The organism is Rhodanobacter sp. BL-MT-08 (genome assembly GCF_054161255.1).
This window is the reverse complement of record NZ_CP167872.1, coordinates 3,097,714-3,120,360: the sequence shown is the minus strand read 5'-3', so window position 1 is coordinate 3,120,360 and position 22,647 is coordinate 3,097,714. Positions and strand designations below refer to the sequence as shown.

Sequence of the window (22,647 nt, the reverse complement as noted above, 5' to 3'; positions counted from 1 at the left end):
CCGCAGCACGAACGGGAAAGGCGCTGGAGTGTAGCTCAGCCGGATGTGTGCCGATGTCGAGTCGGCCCGTGCCGGCCCCGATCACCCTCCCAAGCCGTTACCGGGTAGGGAGGGCGACCTGACGGTTATTCGCCAGCAGTTGCGGCAGCCGGCTTTTTGCTGCTGCGCTTGGTTTTCTTGGCCGGCGTATCGGTTTTGGCGACCGGCGCCGCATCTGCTGCGGGAGCCGCATCCGCAAGCAGGATTGACGCGCGATTGCGCTCCAGCGTGGCTTTGCCGATGCCCTTGATCTGGGTCAGATCGTCAGCGCTCTTGAACGGCCCGTTGGCATCGCGCCAGGCCACGATGGCGTCGGCCTTGGATTGACCGATGCCATCGAGCGATTTGGCGATGGTGGCGGCATCGGCCTTGTTGATGTTGACCGGTGTGCCGGCAGAGCTCAGTGCCGGCAGCGCCAGGGCGAGGGCGAGAGCGATTCGAGCAAGAAGTTTCTGCATGGTGGTTTCCTCCGTGAGATGGGACGGCGGCATCCGCGCGCCGCCATGAAACTCTGGCATGCGGCAATCAACCACGCAGTCGGCTCGGCCGCAGTGGCGGCGTGGGCAAGCTTCCTCAATGCGCGTGGGCAGTGCCTGATTGCCTGTCGGTGCCTGCAGCGGCGTGCCGGGCCGGCGCGGTAGAATGCGGCATCGCTAGCTGCCGGAAGTTGACCATGGACATTGCCCGCAAGATGGATCCCGACCGCCTTTCTGATTTCGTCAGCGGCCTGTGGGACGCCGAGATCGTGCCGCAGCTGGTCGAGTACATCCGTATCCCCAACAAGTCGCCGATGTTCGACGCCCAGTGGGCCGAACACGGCTACATGGATGCGGCGGTCAAGCTAATGGAAGACTGGGCGCGCTCCAAACTGAGCCAGCTGCCCGGCGCCACGCTCGAGGTGGTCCGGCTGGAAGGCCGCACGCCGCTCATTTATATCGAGGTGCCCGGCGCCAGCGACGACACCGTCATGCTGTACGGCCATCTGGACAAGCAGCCGGAAATGACCGGCTGGGCCGACGACCTCGGTCCGTGGACGCCGGTGATCAAGGGCGACAAGCTCTACGGCCGCGGCGGCGCCGATGATGGCTATGCGATCTTCGGCTCGCTGGCAGCGCTGCTGGCGCTGCACGAGCAGGGCGTACCGCACGCGCGCTGCGTGATCATGATCGAGGCCTGCGAGGAATCCGGCAGCTACGACCTGCCGTTTTACGTCGACCATCTGGCGCCGCGCATCGGCAGCCCGTCGCTGGTGGTCTGCCTCGATTCGGGCTGCGCCAACTACGACCAGCTGTGGCTGACCACCTCTTTGCGCGGCATGACCGGCGGCAACCTCACCGTGCAGGTGCTGGAGGAAGGCGTGCACTCGGGCGATGCGTCCGGCGTGGTGCCTTCGAGCTTCCGCATTCTGCGCGAGCTGCTGTCGCGGCTGGAGGATCCGGTCACCGGCCAGATCAAGCCGAAGGAACTCCACGTTGACATTCCGCCGCAGCGCATCGAGCAGGCCAAGGTCTGCGCCGAGGTGCTGGGCGCGGAGATCTACGACAAGTTTCCCTGGGTCGAGGGCATGCAGCCGGTGACCTCCGATCTGGCCGAACTGGTGCTCAACCGCACCTGGCGCCCGCAGCTGGCCGTCACCGGTGTCGGCGGCATGCCGCCGCTGGACAGCGCCGGCAACGTGCTGCGGCCGCAGACGTCGGTCAAGCTGAGCCTGCGCGTGCCGCCCACGCTCAACGGCGCCAAGGCCGGCGAGTTCGTCAAGCAGCTGCTGGAAGCTGATCCGCCGTACGGCGCCAAGGTCAGCTTCAAGCTGGAAAAGGACGGCAGCGGCTGGAACGCGCCGCAGCTGTCGCCGTGGCTGGAGCAGGCCGTGGCCGACGCCTCGCAGCATTATTTCGGCGCGCCGGCGGCATACATGGGCGAGGGAGGCAGCATCCCGTTCATGGGCATGCTGGGCGAGAAGTTTCCCAGGGCGCAGTTCCTCATCACCGGCGTGCTGGGGCCGCACTCCAATGCACACGGGCCGAACGAGTTTCTGCATATCCCGACCGGCAAGAAGGTGACTATGGTCGTGGCCGAGGTTGTCGCCCGGCACTTTCAGGCAGGCGGTAAGGCGTGAGCGTTCCGGCGCGCGCATGAGCACCGCTACCGATGACCTGGCGGTCAACTGGTCGCAAGTGCGTGGCCGCGTCGCCCAGGCCTGCGTCGAGGCCGGGCGCAACCCGGCCGAAGTCACCATTCTTCCGGTCAGCAAGACGTTTGGACCCGAGCTGATACGCGCGGCGGTTGCGCTGGGCCTGCACCGCTTCGGCGAAAACAAGGCGCAGGAGGTACGTGAAAAATCTCCCGCGCTGGCCGACTGCGGCATCGACTGGGTGATGATCGGCCACCTGCAGACCAACAAGGCCAAGGATGTGGCCCGACTGGCCAGCGAGGTGCAGTCGCTGGACCGGCTCGAACTGGCCGAGGCGCTGCACCGCCGTCTTCAGCATGAGGGGCGGGCCATCGACGTGCTGGTGCAGGTCAAGACCTCGCCCGAACCCAGCAAATACGGCCTGCTTCCCGAGCAGTTGCACGGGTTTCTGGACGCCTTGCGCGGCTTCGACGCCCTGGCTGTGCGCGGATTGATGACCCTGGCGGTGCAATCCGACCGGGCGGATGAAGTGCGCGCATGCTTCCGTCAACTGCGTCAGCTGCGGGATGAGGCCGCCGGCTGGGGGCACGATCTGCCGAGACTGTCGATGGGCATGAGTGGCGACTTCGCCCTCGCCATCGCCGAAGGCGCCACCGAGGTGCGAATCGGCTCGGCCATCTTCGGCGCACGGCCGCCGCGTGTGGCCTTTTAACGTAATTAATCCGTAAAGACTTTGACGCGACGCGTTCGTCTAGGCTCGTATCGCCTAAAAAATACTGTTTCAATTCAATGGATTGTCCTCTAACTTGCCGTTATTGCACATTTCCGGAACGACAGAGTTTAGTTAACTTCAATCGAACATATGCACGGTCGGTTCTTGTTAACTTCACTTATCGATCACGTCGCCGAACACGAAAGCGACGGATTTCTGCAATAAAAAAGGGGGATATCCCGCATGCCGACCAAACGACTGACCCTTGCTGCTGCGCTCGTTTCCGTACTCTTCGCGTCCGGTCCCGTACTCGCCAGCAACAACGCCGCCACCGCCGCCCCGGTCATCGCTTCCGTCGGTCCCCAGCTCCTCACCCAGGCATCGGCCTTCAGCCCTGCCGCCATGCTCGCCCAGTCCGCCGCGCCCGCCTACGCCGAGATTGCCGGCGTCAAAGAAAAATCCTCTCTCGCAAAGAACAGCGCCAAAAGCGGCAATGCCACAGGCCAAAGCGGCTCGGACGACCAGAATTCGGCAACCGCCAACCTCCAGAACATTTCCGACGTGCGCAAGGCGCTGATCGGTCTGGCGATGAATCTTCGCGATATCCGCTACGTTCGCGGCGGCCGTGACCCGTCCACCGGTTTCGACTGCAGCGGTTTCGTGCGTTATGTGTTCGCTCATGCCATCGGCATGCAGCTGCCGACCAATTCCGCCTCGCAGTTCCTGTCGGGTCTGAAAGTGGCACGCGCGGACATGAAGCCAGGCGATCTGGTGTTTTTCCGCACGCACGGCAAGCGCAGCATTTCGCATGTCGGTATCTATATCTCCAACGGTCAGTTCATCCACTCGCCGACCACCGGTCAGAGCGTGCAGGTGTCCAGCCTGGACGAGGCCTACTGGGCCAAGCACTTTGCCGGCGCCAAGCGTCCTGAGGCGATTGCGATGGTGGATCGTCACGGCTGAGGCAATGGCCCTCACCCCGTTGTAGTCAAGGCCGCCGCAAGGCGGCTTTTGCTTGCAGGCCGGCACGAAGACGCACGGCACATGGAATACGCACGGCACATGAATGAAGCACCATCGTTAACGTTTTTGCTTGAGCGAATACCTTGCGCCGGGCGGTCTTGCACTCCACTACTTAAGCAACGCGGGGCGATCCGTTCGCGCCGCTACCCGGAAGACGATCCATGCCCACTGATTTACCCGTTGCCACCCGCAATCTGCTGATCGCCAACGTGGTGGTGTTTGCGCTCCAGTATCTGCTGCACGATTCGAGCACCTTTGCGCTGACCCAGCACTTTGCTCTCTGGCCGTGGGGGCCGGACGTCAGCGGTGCTCTTGGCGATGGTCAGGTGGTGACTGTAGGGTTCCAGCCGTGGCAGGTGGTGACATACGCGTTCATGCACGGGAGTTTTACCCACATCCTGTTCAACATGATCGCGCTGTACATGTTTGGCGGCACGATCGAGCGCACGTTCGGTACGCGCAACTTTCTTATCTATTATTTTGTCTGCGCCATCGTCGCGGCGGTGGCGCAGCTGATCGTCGTGCAGTGGTTCACCCACGGTTTCTATCCCACGATCGGCGCCTCCGGGGCGATTTTCGGGCTGCTGCTGGCCTTCGGCATGCTGTATCCGCACGAAAAAATGATGCTGATGTTTTTCCCCGTGCCGATGCCGGCGTGGCTATTCGTCACTGGCTATGCGGTGATCGAGCTGTTCCTCGGCGTGACCGGCACACAGGCCGGTGTCGCCCATTTTGCGCACCTGGGCGGCATGGTCGGCGGCTACGCGATGATCCAGTACTGGCGCGGCAAGCTGCCGATCAAGCCCAAACGACTTCTGCTGCGCTGAGATCAGCGCAGCACCAGAAAGTCGGCGCTGACCACGAAGCGCACCGCATCCAGCCGCAGCCGCGACTGTGGCAGCGCCGCCAGCAGGGCGGTGCGTTCGTCGGCCACGGCGGTGATCTCGGTCTCGCTGATCGAGGGGTTGACCGCGTGCAGGGCCACCAGACGCGACAGCTCCGCGTCCAGCGTGCTCGTCGCCAGCGCCAGCGCGTCGTCGATGCTGGTTTGCGCGCAGGCCTCGGCCAGCTTTTCCGCACGCCCCAGCATCGGCGGCACCAGCTTGTTGAGAAACTTGCGGTAGCGGACCACTTCGATCGTGCGCTGCGGGGCGCGGCGCAGGGCCGTTTCGCTGGGCTGGAAATCGACGCGCTCGGCCAGCTTTGTATCCACCGTAACCACGATCGGCAGCGTGGGCAGAAAGCGCTCCGCATCCAGCTTGCGCTCGGCCACGCATTCGAGCACGTAGACGGCCTGCAGCAGGGCCGAGCGTGGCGGCAGTTCGTCGTCGACCATAAAGGCCGCGTTGCCCTGTTCGCCGGACAGCGCCAGATCCATCGCGCCGGCGATCAGCGGGTGATCGAGGCGCAGCAGCGGCAAGTCCTCGCGCGCCAGCGCCACTTCGCGCGAAAAGGTGACCGACTGCGGGCCTTCGGCGAAGCCGGGAAGGGCGTCGGTGGAGAGGTATTGCGGATCGAGCAGCAGCACCTGGCTGCTCAGCTCCTCGGCGTGGATGCCGAAGGCCTCCAGCAGGCGCTGGATGAAACCGTCGCGGCCGGGGTCGCGATCCTCGCGCGAGAACGCCTGCTGCAGCTCGTCGGCATGCAGGTCGCGGCTGGCGGCCAGCTCCAGCAGGTGGTCGCGGCCGGCGCTGATCAATTCGGCCATCTGCTCATGGCTGCTGCGCGTCTCGGCCAGCAGCACGTCGAGCTCCTGGTCGCGGTTGTCGTCGCCGCGGGCGTGTTCGTCGGCCAGCTTGGCCAGCGGTTCGCCGTAGCGTCGCAGCAGCTCGCGGCCGTCGGCAGGACTGACCCGGAAGGCGTTGACGCCCTCGTCGTACCAGCGCGCCAGCACGTGCTGGGCGCTGTCGGCGACCACCAGAATATGGATCTGGATGTCGTGCTGCTGGCCGATGCGGTCGAGTCGGCCGATGCGCTGTTCGAGCAGGTCGGGGTCGAGCGGCAGATCCCACAGGATCAAATGATGCGCGAACTGGAAATTGCGGCCTTCCGAACCGATCTCCGAACACAGCAGCAGTCGCGCGCCGTCGGGCTGGGCGAAATACGCGGCGTTGCGGTCGCGCTGAATGATCCCCAGGCCTTCGTGGAAACGCGCCACGCCGACGCCGCTGCGCGTGCGCAGCGCCTCTTCCAGCGCCAGCACCTTGGCCTGGCTGCGGCAGATCAGCAGAAACTTGTCCTGCGGAAATTTTTCCAGCAGCGAGATCAGCGCGTCGATGCGCGGATCGTTGGCGTAGTTCACCTCCATCAACACCGGCGGCTGCTGGATATCGGCATGGAACTCGGCCAGCAGCGACTGGCGCGTGCTGTCCTCGACCGTATCGGCATCCAGCACATGCCACTCGGGCACGCGATTGGGAAAGCCGCCGATGCCGGCGCGTCGGTTGCGGAACATCGCGCGGCCGGTGCCGTGGCGGTCGATCAGCGCGGCCAGCAGCTCGCGCGCATGGGCGGGCTTGGTGGCGTCGGCCAGATAAGCGGTCAGCGTCTCGTCGCCATCAAAAGCATTGGCCAGAGTCTGCCGCTGGGCATCGTCCAGCGCGACACCGTCGAGCAGCCGATCGGCGATGGCTGACAGCGCCTGATAGTCGTCGGCTTCGGCCAGATAGCCGTCCAGATCGTGGTAACGCTGGGGATCGAGCAGGCGCAGCCGGGCGAAGTGACCGCTGCGGCCAAGCTGCTCGGGCGTGGCGGTGAGCAGGATCACGCCGGGAATTGCGGCGGCGAGTTTCTCCACCATCGCATAGCGCGGGCTGGTCGCCTCCGGTGACCAGGCCAGATGATGCGCCTCGTCCACCACCAGCAGATCCCACGGTGCGGCCAGCAGCTGCGCGGCGTATTTCGGCGAGTTTTCCAGAAAGCCGAAGTCGGCGATCACCAGCTGTTCGTCTTCGAACGGATTGCCGGCATCTTCGGCGTGGTCCTCGCCGGACGACTGCAGCGCCTCGCAGCGCTCCTCGTCGTAGATGGCAAAGCTCAGGTTGAAGCGGCGCAGCAGCTCGACAAACCACTGATAGACCAGCGTATCGGGCAACAGCAGCAGCACGCGCGACGCGCGGCCGGTGGCGAGCTGGCGCGCGATGATCATGCCCGCTTCGATCGTTTTGCCCAGACCCACCTCGTCGGCCAGCAGCACGCGCGGCGGTCGGCGCGCGGAAGCGATACCCGCCACGCGCAGCTGATGCGGCACCAGCCCGATGCGCGCGGCACCGAGCCCCCATGCAGGCGAACGGCGCCCCTCGGCACGCCGCCTAAGACCTTCCAATCGAAGCTCGAACTGCGCGACCGAATCGGTGCGGCCACCGATCAAGCGGTCATCGGCCTGGCTTACGCTCTGCTCGTCGTCGAGCTGGCCTTCCTCCAGCTCGCGGCCTTCGCCGCGATAGATCAGCAGCTCGTCGCGAATCTCCACGCGTTCCACCAGAAAGGCGATGCCCTTGCCCGAGACACGCTGCCCCGCGCGAAATTCAGCGCGCAACAGCGGCGCGGAGTCGATCGCATAGGGGCGAAGAATGCCCGCCTTGGCAAAAAGTATCTGCACACCGCGTCCTTCGACGCGAAGAACGGTGCCGAGACCCAGCTCGGGTTCGGCGGAAGAGATCCAGCGTTGACCAGGAACGAACATTGAATCGCCGTGTTGCATCAAGGGCCGACGATTATCCGCCCACACGCGCTCGCTGGGAACCGCTGACGTCGCGCAAGCCGCGCCACCCGTTGCCACCGATGTCGACAGCGGCGACCGCCGGCCTCAGGTTTCAGCCCATTGCCGCAGAAGATTGTGATAGATGCCGGTAAGCGTCAGCAGCACGTCGGCGTCGGCGCCGGCGCGCGTGAGCGTTTGCACCGAGGTGTCCAGTTCGAACAGCATGCGCCGGCGCGCGCCGTCGCGGATCATGCTCTGCACCCAGAAAAACGCCGCAAGTCGCGTGCCGCGGGAAACCGGCTGCACCCGGTGGAGGCTGCTGGACGGGTAGATGATGAGATCGCCGGCCGGCAGTTTGATCTCGTGCTCGCCATAGGTGTCGCTGACGATCAGCTCGCCGCCGTCGTAGTCGTCCGGCTCGCTGAGAAAAAGCGTGCAGGAGATATCGCTGCGCAGGTGGCCGCCGGCTGGCAGGCCCATCACGGCACCATCGACGTGCAAGCCATACTGGCCGCCGCCCTCATAGCGGTTGAAGCGTGGATGCAGGGTACGCAGCGGCAGCGTGGCGGAGTGGTAGAGCGGTTGATTGGCGAGCGCTGACAGAACGACCCTGCCCAGTTCGGCGCGCAGCGGCGACGCATTGGGCAACTGCTGATTCTGCTTCACCTGCGCGCCCTGCGGGCCCACCGTCTCGCGCCCGTCGGTCCAGTCCGCAGCGTCCAGTGCCTCGTGCATCTGGGTGACCTGAGCTCGACTCAGAACAGCGGGAACATGCAGCAACATGGCGAACTCCGGCGCGTGCCTGTCGTTTCGGCCCGCCGGGCGATTTTCCAGCGGGCCGGTTTTCTAACACTTGTCGATCAAGAGGTCCGGCTGGCGCACGTTCGATCAAAACTGCAGATTGGCCGTGATCATGGCCGAGCGCGGGGTTCCGGGAATGTAACGATAGCCGCTCTTGTTGATCGAGGCGACGTAGCTCTTGTCGAACAGGTTGTAGACGTTGAGCTGCAGACTGAGGTGCTTGTTTACCGGGTAGCTCGCCATGGCGTCGAACACCCAGTAGGCATCGGTATACGCCGGCGTGCCGATGGCGTTGTCCGTGCCGCGCTTGAGCTCGCCGGAGTAACGCACGCCGCCGCCGATGGTGAGGTTGAACGGCAAGTGGTACGTGGTCCACGCGGTGAAGGCGCTCTTCGGCGTGTACGCCAGATCGCTGGAGCCATCGGCCGACACGTTGGGCCCGCTGTCGACGGTGGCGTTCATCGTGGTGAAGCCGGTGCTGACGGCCCAGTTTTCGGTGATCTTGCCCACCGCGGTGAGTTCGATGCCCTGCACACGCTTTTTGCCGATCTGGTAATACTGCAGATCGACCGGATCCTGCACCACGTCGTTGCTCACTGTCGTGCGATAGAGCGCCGCCGTAACAAAAAGCTTCTGGCCGAGCAGATCCCACTTGGTGCCGAACTCGATCGTGCGTGCCTTTTCCGGATCGAAGATCGGGTTGTCGGCGCTGTTGGCTGACGAACTCAGCGACAGGCTGCTGCCGCCCGGCGGCTCCTCGGAGACGGCAAAGTTGGCGTAGATGCTGCCGTTGTCCGCCGGCTTGTACAGCACGCCGAGCTTGTAGTTCGGCAGGTTGCCGGACTTGCTGGCATTGACGCCCGGAAGAATGGTGCCCGCCGGCGCCGCGCCGCAGGCCGGCCCGTTGCGCGCCCCGCACACCACGGCGCTGCTGAAATCGGTGGAGTAATGGTCCAGTCGCACGCCGGCGTTCACTTGCCACCGCTCGCCAAATTTCAGCGTGTCGAAGAGGTAGGCCGCTTCGGTATCGGTCTTGCCGTTCGAATGCGCACCGGTATTGCCGTAGATCAGACCCTGCACGTCCGCATACGGGTCGTACAGATTTGCCGCGGGCCACTTGCTGGCGTTGAGTACGCCAAGGCCGCCAGTGGACAGCTTTTCCTGGGTCAGCTCGACGCCAGCGCTGAGATTGTGGACGATGCTGCCGGTTTCGAAATTCGCGGTGACGTTGGCCTGGTCGGTGAGGATCGTGTTGACCTGCTGCTTGAACGTCGGGTTGCTGCGCGCGATGGTCCAGGTGGACGGATTGTTGATGTCCGGCGTCAGCAGGTTGGCGGCGCTGCCGAGAAACGAGGTGAGCAGATAGTCCTCGCTGGTGCGGCCCCAGCGCAGGGTGTTGTGCAAGGCGACGTCGGGCGAAAAATCGTGCTCGACGCGTGCAGTGAACATGTCGGCCTTGACACGATCGAAGTCGTTGTCGGTGCCGTAGAAATTGCTCGAGTCCACCATCGCCGCGTTGGACAACTGCGGGCGGGTCGGATCGGGGCTGCTGTAGCCGGGCAGGCCGATGGTTGGCACGCCGCCGTCGGGCACGTTGTTCTGCTTGATGTGCAGGTAATCCAGATACACCCGCGTTGCCGTGCCGAGGCCGAAGGCCAGGGTTGGAGCAACGCCCCAGCGATTGTTTTCGACCTTGTCACGTCCGGGAACGCCGGCATCCTGGCCCATCACGTTGACACGAAAGGCGGAGGTGTCGCTGATGGTCTGGTTCACGTCGGCGGTCGTGCGGCGGCGGTTGCCGCCACCGCCGTACGACACGCCAGCGGACACGGCGTTGCCGATGACCGGCTGCTTGCTCACCAGATCGATCGCGCCGGTCGGCGCGGTCCGGCCGTTGTCCGTGCCGGCCGGGCCCTTGAACACTTCGATCTGCTCGATATTGAAGGTGTCGCGCGAGATAGAGCCGAGATCGCGCACGCCGTCGACGAAGATGCTGTTGGAGGTGTCGAACCCGCGCATGTAGATGGCGTCGCCGGTCGATGTGGTGCCGTTTTCGCCAGCGTAGAACGTGCCGACGCCCGGGCTGTTTTTCAGTGCTTCAGTGAGCGTAGTGGCGCCCTGCTGCTGGATCAGGTCCCTGCTTATGATGCTGACGGTCTGGGTGGTGTCGAGCAGCGGCTGGGTGAATTTCGGTGAGGCCACCTTGTCGACGCGGTAATCGCTGACGCCATTGGCGGTGACCTTGACGCCCTGAAGATTCTTCGCATCGGTGGTCTGTGCGTCGGTCGTGATCGGCGCGCTTGAACCATCCGCCGCGGCGGCCGGCAGCGCCAGCGCGAAACCGGTCAGCAGGGCGGCAGCGGCAACCACGCCGGAACAGGTTTTCGAGGAGTGTGAAGCGTAATGGCTCGCGACGGTCGGGTGCTTGCGGCTCTTGATGAAGGCCATGGAAATTCCGTTTGTTGAAGCGTTTCGTGTCGAAAAACCTGACGCGTCTTGCGAGTGCAGAAAGTCTGCAGTGGCTGGATGCAGGGCGTTGGATCAGCGGGATTAGCCACGCCAACGCTCGGCGCGGCCTAACCCCTGACGAATTGCAGCAACCAGCATCCGGCGGCATTTCCGCTCTGGCTGGCACCGCAAGTAGTTGCATACGATATTTTTAATGAGAATGATTTGCAATACTTATCGCATTGGCGAGTTTATCCGAGTTGCCGGAGTCGGGTTGCGAGGTCGCGCGCGAGCCCATGAAAAAGCCCCGCATTCGCATGCGGGGCTTTTCGTTTCGATACCGCTTCGATCAGCGGTATTGGGTGTCGCGACTTACCAGATCTTCACCTGGGTATCGGCCGGACGCACCATGGCATCGCCCGGCTTGCACTCGAACGCGGCAGCAAAGGCCGGCATGTTCGACGGCGCACCGATCGCACGCAGGCCCATCGGGGCATGCGGGTCGGTGTTGATGCGCAGGATCGAGGTCTTCTCGCGCATGCTGCCGCGCCACACGCGCGCCCAGTTGAGGAAGAAGCGCTGATCTTCGGTGTAGCCGTCGATTTTCTGGTTCGCTTCGGTCGGGTTGGCTTTCAACGCGGTCTGCAGCGCGTCGTAGGCGACGTTGAGGCCACCCAGGTCGGCGATGTTCTCGCCCAGTGTCAGCTTGCCGTTGACGTGCAGGTCCGGCTTGTCCTTCAGCGGTGCGTACTCGTCAAACTGCTTGACCAACTTGTCGGTGCGCGCGTCGAACTTGGCCTTGTCGTCCTTGGTCCACCAGTCCCTCTGATTGCCGTCGCCGTCGAACTGGCTGCCCTGGTCGTCGAAGCCGTGGCTGGATTCGTGACCGATCACGGCACCGATGCCGCCGTAGTTGATCGCGTCGTCGGCCTTGGCATCGAAGAACGGCGGCTGCAGAATCGCGGCCGGGAAATTGATCGTGTTGTCGCTCGGGTTGTAGTACGCGTTGACCGTCTGCGGGGTCATGCCCCATTCCTTGCGGTCGGTCGGCTTGCCGATCTTGGCGATGTCGTAGTCGTAGTTGAACTTGTTGGCAGCCTGGATATTGGCGTAGTAATTGTCCGGCTTGATGTCGAGGCCGGACCAGTCACGCCACTTGTCGGGGTAGCCGATCTTGGGCAGGAACTTGTTCCACTTGTCGATCGCCTTGGCCTTGGTGTCGGCGCTCATCCAGTCGAGGTTTTCGATGCGCGCCTTCAGCGCATTGCGGATGTTGGTGACCAGCTCTTCGGCGCGCTGCTTGGCCTCCGGCGTGAACTCCTTGGCGACGTAGAGCTGACCCAGGGCTTCACCCATGCTGGCGTTGACCGCGCCAAGCACGCGCTTCCACTGCGGACGCTGCTGCGGCTGACCAGCCAGGGTGGTGCCGTAGAAGGCGAACTTGTTGTCCTGGAAATTCTTGCTCAGGTACGGCGAGGCATCGTCGATCGTGTGGAAGCGCAGATAGGCCTGCCACTGGTCGACCGGCGTGCTGGCCAGCATCTTGTCGAACTGGGCGAAGAACTTCGGCTGCGACAGAGAGAATCCCTTGTCGATCTTCACGCCCTGGGCGTCGAAGAATTTCTCCCAGCTGAAATGCGGGGTGACCCTGTCGGCTTCTTTAACGGTGACGAAGTGGTACTCGTTCTTGATGTCGCGCTCTTCCACCGGCGACAGCGAGGCGGCTGCCAGTGCGGTCTCGAACTTCAGCACGTCGTCGGCCTGCTTCTTGGCGTCGGCTTCGGACACGCCGGTCAGCTCGAGCGACTTGGCGATGTAGGCCACGTAGGCGTCGCGGATATCCTTGTATTCCGGCTTGGTGTAGTAGTCCTTGGTCGGCAGACCCAGGCCTGCCTCGTTGGCGAAGCCGATCTGCGTGTCAGCGTGCTTGAAGTCGCCGCTGGCGCCAAACTGGAACACCTGCATGTCACCGTCGGCGTAGCTCTTGGTGATGAAATTGGCCACGTCGGCGCCGCTCTTCAGGCCGGCGATCGCATCGAGCTTGGGCTTGATCGGATCGAAGCCGTTCTTCTCGATGGTCGCCTCGTCCATGCCGGAGTGATAGAGCCAACCGATCTTCTGTTCGATTGAACCGGGCTTGGCGCTGTCGGCATTCTTGGCGGCGTCATCGACGATCTCGTGCTGGGTCTTCAGGCTCTTTTCGTTGAGAATATTGAACGCGCCCCAGCTGCTTTGATCGGCCGGAATCGGATTGGCGGCGATCCACTTGGCGTTGACGAAGCCGTTGAAGTCAGCGCATGCCTTGAGGTTCGGGTCGAGTTCGCTGACGTCGAAAATGCTGGCTGTCGTCGCCGCTGCCGCCGGTGCGGCGCTCGCGCTCGGCGCCGGTGCTGCGGCGGTGGCGGCCGGGGCGGGCGTTGGCGCGGCGGCCTGCTCGTCGCTCTTGCCGCAGGCGGTCAGTGACAGGGCCAGGCTCACGGCCAGCGCCAGGGGCTTCAAATACTGCTTCGTCATGGATTTCCCTCTGTGATTGATGTCGCCCGTCGGGCGAATAGCGTGGTAATGCCTTGGCGGCGGGTTGCCGGATGCCCCGCAACACGCAGCCGCACCTGCCGACGCTAGGTCATACGTCATGGGTGAGACAGTGTCAAAGGTCAGGGGGGGGCTAACGGTCTGTTAAAAGCGTGTTCCGACGGCGGCAACGATATCGCCGAAACGAGGGCAATCCAGCGCAGACCGTCGAGGCTGCAGACTCGATACATCGGCAGAGGTTTTTTTCGTGCAAGCGATCGGCGCGTTAGGGCGTGGAAGTGATGAACTCCGCAGCCTGTGCCCCACCAAGCCGAAGCACCGGATAGGCGCCGACGCGCTGCACGGCGTACCAGGGTGAGCGCTCGTAGAAAAAGCTCAACCGGGCATTGGTGTCGGCTGCGAATGCCGGGTCATCGTGCAGCTTCTTCTCGAACTGCGTTTTCAGCGCGGGATCCTTGGCCATCAGCTCGCGCGCCAGTTTTTCCAGCACGCGCGGCTCGCCGTATTCCTTCTGCTCGAAGATCGCGTTGAGGAAACCCCACTGCAGCAGCGAATCGGGCGCCTGCGGTTCCAGCAGGTTGATCGCGACGTTGGCGGCGCGTTGATCCATCGGCACGATCACCGAGCCGGCCGGCAGGGTGACGTCGCGCGCGACCGTGTGCAGCGCGAAATTGCGCAGCATCAGATGGCCTTCGAACGGCTGGTTCGCCCACTTCGGTTGATCGAGCTGGTAGCCCTCGGCGTGGATGGTCACCGCATGATCGAGCCGCCGATAGCGAATGCCGTGCGCGTCGAGCTTGTCGATGATTGCGGTCCACTGCGCGGGTACCGCGTAGGCGGCTGGCGGCGCGACGGATAGGTCGGGCAGCAGGCCGTTCCAGTTTTCGATGGCATAGGTTTTTGGCTTGCTGGGGTCGTACTGAATCCAGTCGCTGTCGGAGATATCGCTGTGTGTGAGGGTGAACGCATAGCCTTTCAGCGTGAACGGCGTGGACTGCGGATCGGCCTTGAAAGTCAGCGGCATGCTGGCCTGCGCATCGCGCGCACGTGCAATGACGTTGGCATCGGCCTTGGCCGTGGCGGCGAGCAGCGCGGCCGGGTGCTGGTTGACCTGTTCCAGCATCAGCTCGACCAGATCGACGGTGGCCTGCACGCGCGTCCGGTAACTCTTCAGCATGTGGGTTTCGATCAGCAGGGCGGGGCGGTTCTGCAGCGCCGCGTAGCCGGTGGAAAAGCGCGGGCCGGAACCGAAATTCTCGATGCCCTTGCGCGGATCGCGGCCGTCCTTGAATTCCAGATAGATCGATGCGAGATGGCCACGCTTTTCGTACGCCGGTATCGCGTGATCGACGATGGCGTCGTGCTGCCAGGCGCTGATGGCTGGGTCGAGTTTGTGCGGGTCTTCGGTATACCAGGTCAGGTCGTACTGATAATCGGCGCCGTCGGTGGTGTGCACGTCGATCAGCAAGTCCGGCAGCCAGGTCTGCCATAGCTTCAGCCACGCCAGCATTTCCGGCGCGTCGGCCTTGATGTAATCGCGGTTGAGGTTGAGGTACTGCGACTGCGCGCGAAAGCCCATGCTGGCGGGGCCGTTCTGGTTGATGCGGTTGTAGGGCGACGAGTTCTCGTGGCCGTCGACGCTGAACACAGGGATATAGACCAGCACCAGGTGATCGAGCAGATGCAGATAGTTGTGCGTGATGGCGATATCGCGCAGCAGGATCAGGCCCGCATCCTTGCCCTCGATCTCGCCGGGATGAATGCCCGCCTGCACCAGCACCACCGGCTTGCCGGCCTTGCGCGCCGCCGCGGGATCGAAGCTGCCGTCGCCGCTGGCGATCACCGCCATCATCGGCCGGCCCTCGGGCGTGGTGCCGAAGGTTTGCAGATGAATCACACCGGGCGCCGCCTGCTGCAGCCGCTGCAGATAGGCGAGCGTTTCGGCATAGCTTGGCGTCGTGCTGAACTTGGTCGCTTCGGCCGGCGTGATCCAGTCCTTGGCGCTGGAAGCGTTTGCCTGCGCGGTCAGGCCCATGCCGGCCAGCAGAGTCGAAAGCATCAGCAGGCGTGCGCGCCGACTCATGGACGATCTCCGTCAAGGCGATCGCCAAACGCCACGGGCGAGGCGGGCAGCGTGTCGGGCGCCACCGCGCCGCCGGAAATAATGAAGGCCATCGCCTGATCCATCGTCCAGTCGGTCGGCGTCAGCTCGTCCAGCGGCACCACCACCAGATAGCCGCCGGTCGGGTTGGGCGTGGTCGGGATGAACACCGAGGCCATTTCGCGGCTGCCGCCGTCCTCGTGCATGACGCGGGTGACGAACCCCACGACCTTCATGCCCCGCCGGGGAAACTCCACCAGCACCACGCGCTGCACGCCGGAGGGTTTGTTCTGCAGCACGGCCATTAGCTTCTTGGTGCCGCCGTAAATGGTCTGCACGACGGGAATGCGCGCCAGCAGGCCGTCGAAGGCGTTGATGAAGCGCTGACCGATCACGCGGTTGGCGACAAAGCCCAGCAGGTAAAGCGCGGCCAGGGTAATCAGCAGCGCAATGATGGAAACCAGCCATTCGGCGTTGAGCGCGCTGGCGGCCTTCGGTGCCACCAGCGCCAGCGCGCCGAGCAGCGCGGTAACCATCGGTGCGCCGATGCCGGCGAGCAGGCCCAGCACAAATTTGAAGACCAGCCAGGTCACCCACAGCGGAATAAAGGTCAGCAGGCCGGTGATCAGGTAGCGTTTGACGCGCAGAGGGGGCATCGAAAAATTCTATTGGGCGGGGACGCCGTCATTGTAGGGGAGCCGTTGACCGCTCAACCTGCCTGCCGCGTGCTGTGATTTTTTCTGCGCCCGTGCGAATCATGGATGGAACCTTGGGGAAACCACCGCGTCGATGACCGCCAGACACCACCAGCAACGTTTCGAACATCTGCTGCAGCAGCATCGCGGTGTCGTGTTCAAGGTCGCCGCGCTTTACAGCCGCAGCGTGGCCGATCGCGATGATCTGATGCAGGAAATCAGCGCGCAGCTGTGGCGCTCGTTTGGCAGCTACGACGAGGCGCGGGCAAAGTTTTCCACCTGGATGTATCGCATCGCGTTGAACGTCGCCATTTCGCAGGCGCGCCGCGCGCGCTGGTCCGACGGCGAGCGTTTCGAACCGCTGGAGGCGAGGCATCTGGAAACCGTTGGCGGCGGCGAATCGATCGCGGAACCCAACGAGCGACTGACGGCGCTGTATGCGTTTATCGGCCAGCTCGATGAACTCAATCGCGCGCTGATTCTGCTGTATCTGGAGGACCGCAGCTACGGCGAGATCGCCGAGATTCTCGGCATCAGCGAAACTAATGTGGCAACCAAGATAAGCCGCATAAAACACACGCTGCGCGGGCAAATGACCGGCGCAGCGACAACCGGAGCATGACCATGGAACTCGACGAGATGAAACTGGCCTGGCAGACGTTGAGTCGTCAACTCGAAAAGCAGAATGCGCTGAGCCTGCGGCTATTCAAGGACTCAACACTCGACAAGGCGCGAAAGGGACTGCGGCCGTTGATCTTCGGACAATGGATTCAGATGGCTATCGGTTTGGTATTGGCAATCATGGCAGGCGCATTTTGGGCAACGCGTTTGCACATCACGCACCTGCTGATCTGCGGTTTGGTGGTGCATGCGTTTGGGCTGATGCTTGTCGTGTTTGCCGCGCGAAATCTTTATCTGATCCACCGAATCGACTACGCCGCGTCGGTGATCGTGATCCAGAGCCGTCTGGCTGATCTGCGCGCGTGGAAATATCGTGTCGAGACCCCCTTCCACGCGGTGCTCGGCTGTTTCATCTGGATCCCGGTGACGTGGATGAATCTCGCCTGGCACGGTATCGATCCTTGGACACAGAAGGCGTCCTTCATCTACTGGGCGTTATCAAGCAGCTGCGTCGGGCTTCTTCTGGTGGTGCTCGTGATCTGGCTCATGCGTCGCATGGGATACGCCCATGTGATAGAAAACCAAGCAGTAGGCCGTAGTGTACGAAGAATGGACAAATTCCTAGATGAAATTGTCCGTTTCGAGCGGGAGTGATGCCGCCCGACGGGAGCGGCATCGTCCACTTCACCTTCTGCGATCAGCGCGCTCTGGGCTTCAGCCGTACGTAAACCTGTTTGCGCACGCGGGCGATCACTTCGCCCGATGCCGTAACCACATCGGTTTCGAACCAGTGCAGCACCTTGCCGCCGTCGGCGGCCGCGGCGCGCAGCTGATCTACCACGGCCGGATCAAGCTTGAAGTGCGCGTAGACGTTCTCGCGACCGGGCGCAACAAAATCGATGGCGCCGGCCTTGTCCCAGACGATGTAGTCGTTGCCCAGCTGGTGCATCACCAGCAGCATCCAGAACGGATCGGTCATGGCGAACAGGTTGCCGCCAAACTGGCTGCCGACGTAATTTCGGTTCCACGGTCGCAGACGCAGCACGACCTTCGCCTCCGTGTAATCGGGGCTGATGCTCTGCACGCGAATGCTGTTGAACAGAAACGGCGGCCACAGGTTCATCACGCGACGAAAGGTGGAGGCTTTCATCGCGTCAATGCTCCATGCGCTGGATCGCCGCGCATCAAAACAGCAGCGAAGCCATCTTGCGGCGGTAGCTGCCGACCAGTTCGGCGTCATCCAAAGTGGCGAACGCGGCGAGCAGGCGCTTCTTGGCCTGGTTGTCGTTCCACTCGCGATCGCCCTTGAGGATGAGCAGAAATTCGTCGAGTCCGGCGGCGGGCTCGTCTTCCAGCAGCAGGCGCACGCCGAGCAGGTCGTGCGCGGCCCAGTCGCTGGCGTTGACGGCAATGCGCTGACGCAGTTCGGCCAGTGAAGGGGCACCCTCCAGCGCGCGGGCCAGATCGAGCTGGCTGCGCAGGCGCTGCGCGCGCGCGTCGATGGCGAGGTTGGCCGGCAGGGCGGTGAGTTCGGCTTCTGCCGCATCCGCCTGGCCGCCGCGCATCAGCGCCAGCGCCAGCTCGAGTTTCAGCTCGGCCTTGTCCGGCTCGGCGGCGATCGCCTGCTGCAGCCGGTCAATCGCCTGCTCGGGCGTTTCCAGGGCGGCTTCATCGACAGCGTCCGGTTGCGGCGCAGCTTCGAGCGGCTGCACGTGACGGGACAGGAATTCGCGCAGCTGGCTCTCCGGCAGCGCGCCGGCAAAGCCGTCGAGCACCTGGCCATCCTTCACCAGCATCACGGTGGGGATGCTGCGGATGCCGAACATGCCGGCCAGTTCCTGCTGCGCCTCCACGTCGACCTTGCCGAGGCGAAACGCGCCGTTGTATTCGGCGGCGAGCTTTTCCAGCATCGGCCCGAGCGTCTTGCACGGTTCGCACCATTCGGCCCAGAAATCCACCAGCACGGGTGTGCTCATGGAGGCCTGCAGCACCTCGGCCTCGAAGCCTTGCTGGGTTACATCGAAGACGTGGGAGACGGCGGCTTTCTCAGTCACGGAATTTTCCATCGGGGTAGATACAGTGCGATCCGGTGCTTGCCAGATCGGGGCGGGTGTCAGCATATCAAGCCTGCATGCGGTTCCCGACGTTCAGCGCCGGGGCCGCAGATTTGCGAGAATCCAACCACTGGCCACGTCCGAGCAAACCTCTTGACCGCATGAGCACCACGTCTCTGGAAGCGCTGCAGATCTGCGAAGAGTGCGACACGGTTCACCGTCGCCGCGCGATGACGCGTGGCGAAGTGGGCAAGTGCGCCTGCTGCGGCGCCACGCTGGAGCACTTCCACAGCCTCAATCCCAACACGATGCTGGCGCTGGTGCTCACCGCGTTCATCGTGTTTGTGCAGGCCAATCTCTGGCCCATCGTCACGCTGGGCCTCAACGGGCAGCACAGCAGCACCACGCTGTGGGGCGCGATCATCACGATGTGGCAATCCAGTGCTCAGGTTATTGCTGTACTGGCGGCAGCCACGCTGTTCTTTTTTCCGCTGGTCAAAATGCTGTCTATTGGCTGGTTGCTCTGGTTCGCCCGGCAGCGGCGCTGCGCACCGGGCTTTGTGCCGATCATGGTGACGCTGCACTACATCGGGCCGTGGACCATGAGCGAGGTGTTCGTGCTCGGCGCGCTGGTGGCTATCGTCAAGGCCAAGGTCTATTTCGATGTGGTGGCCGATCCCGGTATTTACGCTTACGCGGTGCTGACGGTGCTTATCACCATTTTCGCCCGCGTTGACATGCGCGAGCTGTGGGACATGCGCATGAAGGATTCGGCATGAGCGCGCCGGAGCAGGTGCAAGCGCTGCCGCGGGCAGCTGATCTGGGCCTGATCGGCTGCCACGTCTGCCGGCTGGTTTGCCGCCAGCCGGCCGAGGGTGTCGCGGACGCGTTCTGCCCGCGCTGCGGTTCGGCGCTGCATCGGCGCAAGCCGGCCACCTATGCGCGTACCTGGGCCCTGCTGCTGGCGGCGTTCATGATGTACCTGCCGGCCAATTTTCTGCCGATCATGCGCACGGCCAGCCTCAACGATGTGGACGACAACACCATCCTCAGCGGCGTCAAGGAGCTGTGGATCAACGGCTCGGCCGATCTGGCGATCATTGTCTTTGTCGCCAGCATCATGGTGCCGATGCTGAAGTTCCTGGTGCTGGGCACCCTGCTGATCAGCAGCCACATGCGCACCGACTGGGCGCAACCGCAGCGCGCCCGGCTGTACCGGCTGGTGGAGTTCATCGGCTACTGGTCGATGCTGGACGTGTTTGTGGTGGCGCTGCTGTCGGCGCTGGTGCGCTTCAGTGTATTGAGCAGGGTGGAGCCGTTGCCCGGCGTGATTTTTTTCGGCCTGACCGTGGTATTGACCATGCTGGCGTCGATGAGCTTCGACCCCCGGCTGATTTGGGATAGCAGAGATAGCGATGACTGACGAACGCAGCAACGAACTGGACCAGCCCGAACGCGACGGGCTGCCACACCCCGTGGTCAAGCGCCGCAAGCGTTTCAGCGCCTCGCTGATCTGGCTGGTGCCGGCGCTGGCGGCGGTGATCGGCATCTCGCTGATCGTCAACAGCGTGCTGCAGGCCGGCCCGGAGATCACCATCACCTTCCAGACCGCCGAAGGCCTGGACGCCGGCAAGACGCCGGTGAAATACAAGAACGTGGTGATCGGCAAGGTCGACAAGATCGAGCTCAGCGAGGATCGCTCCCACGTCAAGGTAAAAGTGGCGCTGGCCAAGAGCGCCAAGAGTTTCGCCACCCAGGGCACGCGCTTCTGGGTGGTGCGTCCGCGCATCGGCATCGGCGGCGTGTCCGGCATCGATACCCTGCTGTCCGGGGCCTTCATCGGCGCCGACGTCGGCGATTCGCAGACCTCCGAGGAGCACTTCAAGGGTCTGGAAACGCCGCCGGCGGTGAATCATTCGGCGCCGGGGCGAAGCTTCGTATTGCATAGCGATGACCTGGGTTCGCTCGACATCGGCTCGCCGGTTTACTACCGGCGCATCCAAGTCGGCCGTGTGGTGTCGTACCGGCTGGATCAGAACGGTAAAGGCGTGTCGATGCAGATCTTTATCGACGGCCCGAACGACAGGTTCGTGACCACTTCGACGCGCTTCTGGAACGCCAGCGGCGTGGATGTGTCGCTGGGTGCGGATGGCCTGAAGCTCAACACCGAGTCGCTGGCCACGGTTGTGGCTGGCGGTCTGGCGTTTCAGGACCCGCCGGGGCCGCACGACAGCACGCCGGCGGCGCAGGATGCGCAGTTCCAGCTGTTTGCCGATCAGGGCACGGCCATGGCGCCGCCCGATGGCACGCCGCACTACATCCGCATGCGCTTCGAAAAATCGATGCGCGGCCTCGACGTCAACGCGCCCGTGGAGTTCCTCGGCGTGAAAATCGGCAACGTGGTTTCGGTCCGGCTGGATTACGACGAGAAGACGCAGACCTTCCCGCTGATCGTCGGCGCGGTGGTGTATCCGCAGCGTCTGGGCACCGCCTATGACAAGCTGCAGGCGCTGGTGAAGGCGCGCGGCGAAAATCCGGACATGACCCAGATGATGGGGCGCCTGGTCGATCACGGCCTGCGCGCGCAGGCGCGCACCGGCAACCTGCTCACCGGCCAGCTGTATATCTCGATGGACTTCATCAAGAACGCGCCGAAAGTGGCATTCGACACGAACGCCCGGCCGCTGATGATTCCGACGGCTGCCGGCAGCTTCGACAAGTTGCAGGAGCAGGCGGCGGAGATTGTCGACAAGATCGACAAGATCCCGTTCGAGGCGATCGGCAACAACCTCAACCAGACGCTGGCCGGACTCAGCGCGACGTTGAAGCAGGTCAACGGCAAGACCTTGCCCGAGCTCGACACCACCATGAAGGGCGTGCAGAAAACCGTCAATACGGCGGGCGATGCACTGTCCGGCGATTCGCCGCTGCAGCAGAACCTCGGCACGACGTTGCAGGAAGTGCAGCGCGCGGCGCGCTCGGTGCGCGTGCTGATCGACTACCTGGGCGATCACCCCGAGGCGCTTATCCGCGGCCGCGGCGCCGACGCCAAGCCCGCACCGGCGGCACCGCCCGCGCCACCCCACTCACCGCAGCAAGGGAGCAAGCCATGATTCGTGCAGGCCTTTTTCACCGCGGCAGGCGCCTGCTTGGCTGGGGCATCGCACTGACGCTGGCCGGCTGCGCCTCGGCGCCGCTGCACTACTACACGCTGGTTCCACCGGCGACCGACCCGACTTCCGACACCGCGTCGTCGAGCCCGGCCATGGCGTCGCTGCCGTTCGAACTGCTGCCAGTCACCGTACCGGCGCAGGTCGACCAGCCGCAGCTGGTGGTGCGCGATGGCAGTCAGGGCGTGGCGCTGCTCAACGGCGAGCGCTGGATCGCGCCGCTGGGCGACGAGTTGCGCAGTGCGCTGTCGACCGATCTGGCGCGCCAGCTGCACAGCGAAGACGTCAGTGCGTTGCCCGGTAACGACAAGCCGCTGCTGCGAATCAAGCTCGATGTACGGCGCTTCGACTCGCTCCCGGGCAGCTATGCGCTCATTGACGGCAGCTGGAGCGTGCGGCTGATGCACGGTGGCAACGGTCAGGGCGGCGCGCTGTCCTGCAACAGTCGGGTCAGCGAGACCGTGGGTGCAGGCTATGACGCCCTGGTACAGGGCCATCAGCGTGCGATTGCGAGGCTGGCGGCGCAGATCGCAGCTGCCGCGCAATCGCTGGGCAACGGCCAGACGCCGGCCTGTCCAGGCGCTTGAGAGTACGCGCGGCCAACGCGTCAAGGCTTG

Annotated in this window: 19 protein-coding genes; 10 read left to right on the top strand and 9 right to left on the bottom strand. The window is 63.8% G+C overall.

Annotated features, from left to right (window positions below):
- Window positions 1–125 precede the first annotated feature (125 nt).
- Window positions 126–497: a ComEA family DNA-binding protein gene (locus tag ACDK93_RS13865; protein ID WP_458069409.1), complete on the bottom strand. Its 372-nt coding sequence runs from the start codon at window positions 495–497 to the stop codon at window positions 126–128.
- A gap of 233 nt (window positions 498–730) precedes the next feature.
- Between ACDK93_RS13865 and ACDK93_RS13860 the strand changes: the two genes are divergently transcribed.
- The 4 genes from ACDK93_RS13860 to ACDK93_RS13845 all read left to right on the top strand — a co-directional run bounded on the left by ACDK93_RS13860 (window position 731) and on the right by ACDK93_RS13845 (window position 4,732).
- Window positions 731–2,155 (top strand): M20 family metallopeptidase, encoded by a 1,425-nt coding sequence (locus ACDK93_RS13860; RefSeq protein WP_458072473.1) that lies wholly within the window; start codon window positions 731–733, stop codon window positions 2,153–2,155.
- 16 nt (window positions 2,156–2,171) lie between these two features.
- Window positions 2,172–2,882 carry a YggS family pyridoxal phosphate-dependent enzyme gene (locus ACDK93_RS13855; protein ID WP_458069408.1) on the top strand — a complete coding sequence of 237 codons (711 nt, stop codon included), beginning with the start codon at window positions 2,172–2,174 and terminating at the stop codon, window positions 2,880–2,882.
- A 243-nt stretch (window positions 2,883–3,125) separates the two neighbouring features.
- Window positions 3,126–3,845: a C40 family peptidase gene (locus ACDK93_RS13850; RefSeq protein WP_458069407.1), complete on the top strand. Its 720-nt coding sequence runs from the start codon at window positions 3,126–3,128 to the stop codon at window positions 3,843–3,845.
- Between the two features lie 221 nt (window positions 3,846–4,066).
- Complete coding sequence (locus tag ACDK93_RS13845) at window positions 4,067–4,732, top strand: rhomboid family intramembrane serine protease (protein WP_458069406.1); 666 nt, start codon at window positions 4,067–4,069, stop codon at window positions 4,730–4,732.
- 2 nt (window positions 4,733–4,734) lie between these two features.
- On the opposite strand, the gene rapA is transcribed toward ACDK93_RS13845, so the two are convergent.
- From rapA to ACDK93_RS13815, 6 genes are all read right to left on the bottom strand, one after another.
- Window positions 4,735–7,590: an RNA polymerase-associated protein RapA gene (gene rapA, locus ACDK93_RS13840; RefSeq protein ID WP_458069405.1), complete on the bottom strand. Its 2,856-nt coding sequence runs from the start codon at window positions 7,588–7,590 to the stop codon at window positions 4,735–4,737.
- A 123-nt stretch (window positions 7,591–7,713) separates the two neighbouring features.
- Window positions 7,714–8,391 (bottom strand): Fe2+-dependent dioxygenase, encoded by a 678-nt coding sequence (locus tag ACDK93_RS13835; RefSeq protein WP_458069404.1) that lies wholly within the window; start codon window positions 8,389–8,391, stop codon window positions 7,714–7,716.
- Window positions 8,392–8,496: 105 nt separating this feature from the next.
- The gene (locus ACDK93_RS13830; RefSeq protein WP_458069403.1) at window positions 8,497–10,857 is read right to left on the bottom strand and encodes a catecholate siderophore receptor Fiu; all 2,361 of its coding nucleotides are present in this window, start codon (window positions 10,855–10,857) and stop codon (window positions 8,497–8,499) included.
- Between the two features lie 372 nt (window positions 10,858–11,229).
- Complete coding sequence (locus tag ACDK93_RS13825) at window positions 11,230–13,371, bottom strand: M13 family metallopeptidase (protein WP_458069401.1); 2,142 nt, start codon at window positions 13,369–13,371, stop codon at window positions 11,230–11,232.
- 283 nt (window positions 13,372–13,654) lie between these two features.
- Window positions 13,655–15,424, bottom strand: a complete 1,770-nt coding sequence (locus tag ACDK93_RS13820) for a M14 family metallopeptidase (RefSeq protein WP_458072471.1) — start codon at window positions 15,422–15,424, stop codon at window positions 13,655–13,657.
- A 44-nt stretch (window positions 15,425–15,468) separates the two neighbouring features.
- On the bottom strand, window positions 15,469–16,146 hold the full coding sequence (locus ACDK93_RS13815; protein ID WP_458069399.1) for a DUF502 domain-containing protein: 678 nt from the start codon (window positions 16,144–16,146) through the stop codon (window positions 15,469–15,471).
- A gap of 133 nt (window positions 16,147–16,279) precedes the next feature.
- Between ACDK93_RS13815 and ACDK93_RS13810 the strand changes: the two genes are divergently transcribed.
- Both ACDK93_RS13810 and ACDK93_RS13805 read left to right on the top strand, forming a co-directional pair.
- Window positions 16,280–16,807, top strand: coding sequence for an RNA polymerase sigma factor (locus ACDK93_RS13810; protein WP_458069398.1), 528 nt, complete (start codon window positions 16,280–16,282; stop codon window positions 16,805–16,807).
- A gap of 2 nt (window positions 16,808–16,809) precedes the next feature.
- Window positions 16,810–17,460, top strand: coding sequence for a hypothetical protein (locus tag ACDK93_RS13805; RefSeq protein ID WP_458069397.1), 651 nt, complete (start codon window positions 16,810–16,812; stop codon window positions 17,458–17,460).
- Between the two features lie 43 nt (window positions 17,461–17,503).
- On the opposite strand, the gene ACDK93_RS13800 is transcribed toward ACDK93_RS13805, so the two are convergent.
- Together ACDK93_RS13800 and trxA are read right to left on the bottom strand one after the other, a co-directional pair.
- Window positions 17,504–17,956, bottom strand: a complete 453-nt coding sequence (locus tag ACDK93_RS13800; protein ID WP_458069396.1) for a DUF4442 domain-containing protein — start codon at window positions 17,954–17,956, stop codon at window positions 17,504–17,506.
- Window positions 17,957–17,990: 34 nt separating this feature from the next.
- Complete coding sequence (trxA, locus tag ACDK93_RS13795) at window positions 17,991–18,860, bottom strand: thioredoxin (protein WP_458069394.1); 870 nt, start codon at window positions 18,858–18,860, stop codon at window positions 17,991–17,993.
- Between the two features lie 161 nt (window positions 18,861–19,021).
- On the opposite strand from trxA, the gene ACDK93_RS13790 reads away from it, so the two are divergent.
- Genes ACDK93_RS13790 through ACDK93_RS13775 form a run of 4 tightly spaced genes read left to right on the top strand, consistent with a single transcriptional unit; the run spans window position 19,022 to window position 22,617 of the window.
- A complete protein-coding gene (locus ACDK93_RS13790; protein WP_458069392.1) occupies window positions 19,022–19,639 on the top strand; it encodes a paraquat-inducible protein A in 618 nt (205 codons plus the stop codon).
- 14 nt (window positions 19,640–19,653) lie between these two features.
- Entirely contained in the window at window positions 19,654–20,283 is a 630-nt protein-coding gene (locus ACDK93_RS13785; RefSeq protein WP_458072469.1) for a paraquat-inducible protein A, read from the top strand.
- Entirely contained in the window at window positions 20,276–21,973 is a 1,698-nt protein-coding gene (locus ACDK93_RS13780) for a PqiB family protein (protein ID WP_458069391.1), read from the top strand. The genes ACDK93_RS13785 and ACDK93_RS13780 overlap by 8 nt, the downstream gene beginning before the upstream one ends.
- Window positions 21,970–22,617, top strand: coding sequence for a PqiC family protein (locus ACDK93_RS13775; RefSeq protein ID WP_458069389.1), 648 nt, complete (start codon window positions 21,970–21,972; stop codon window positions 22,615–22,617). Before ACDK93_RS13780 ends, ACDK93_RS13775 begins: the two co-directional genes overlap by 4 nt.
- Window positions 22,618–22,647: the final 30 nt, after the last annotated feature.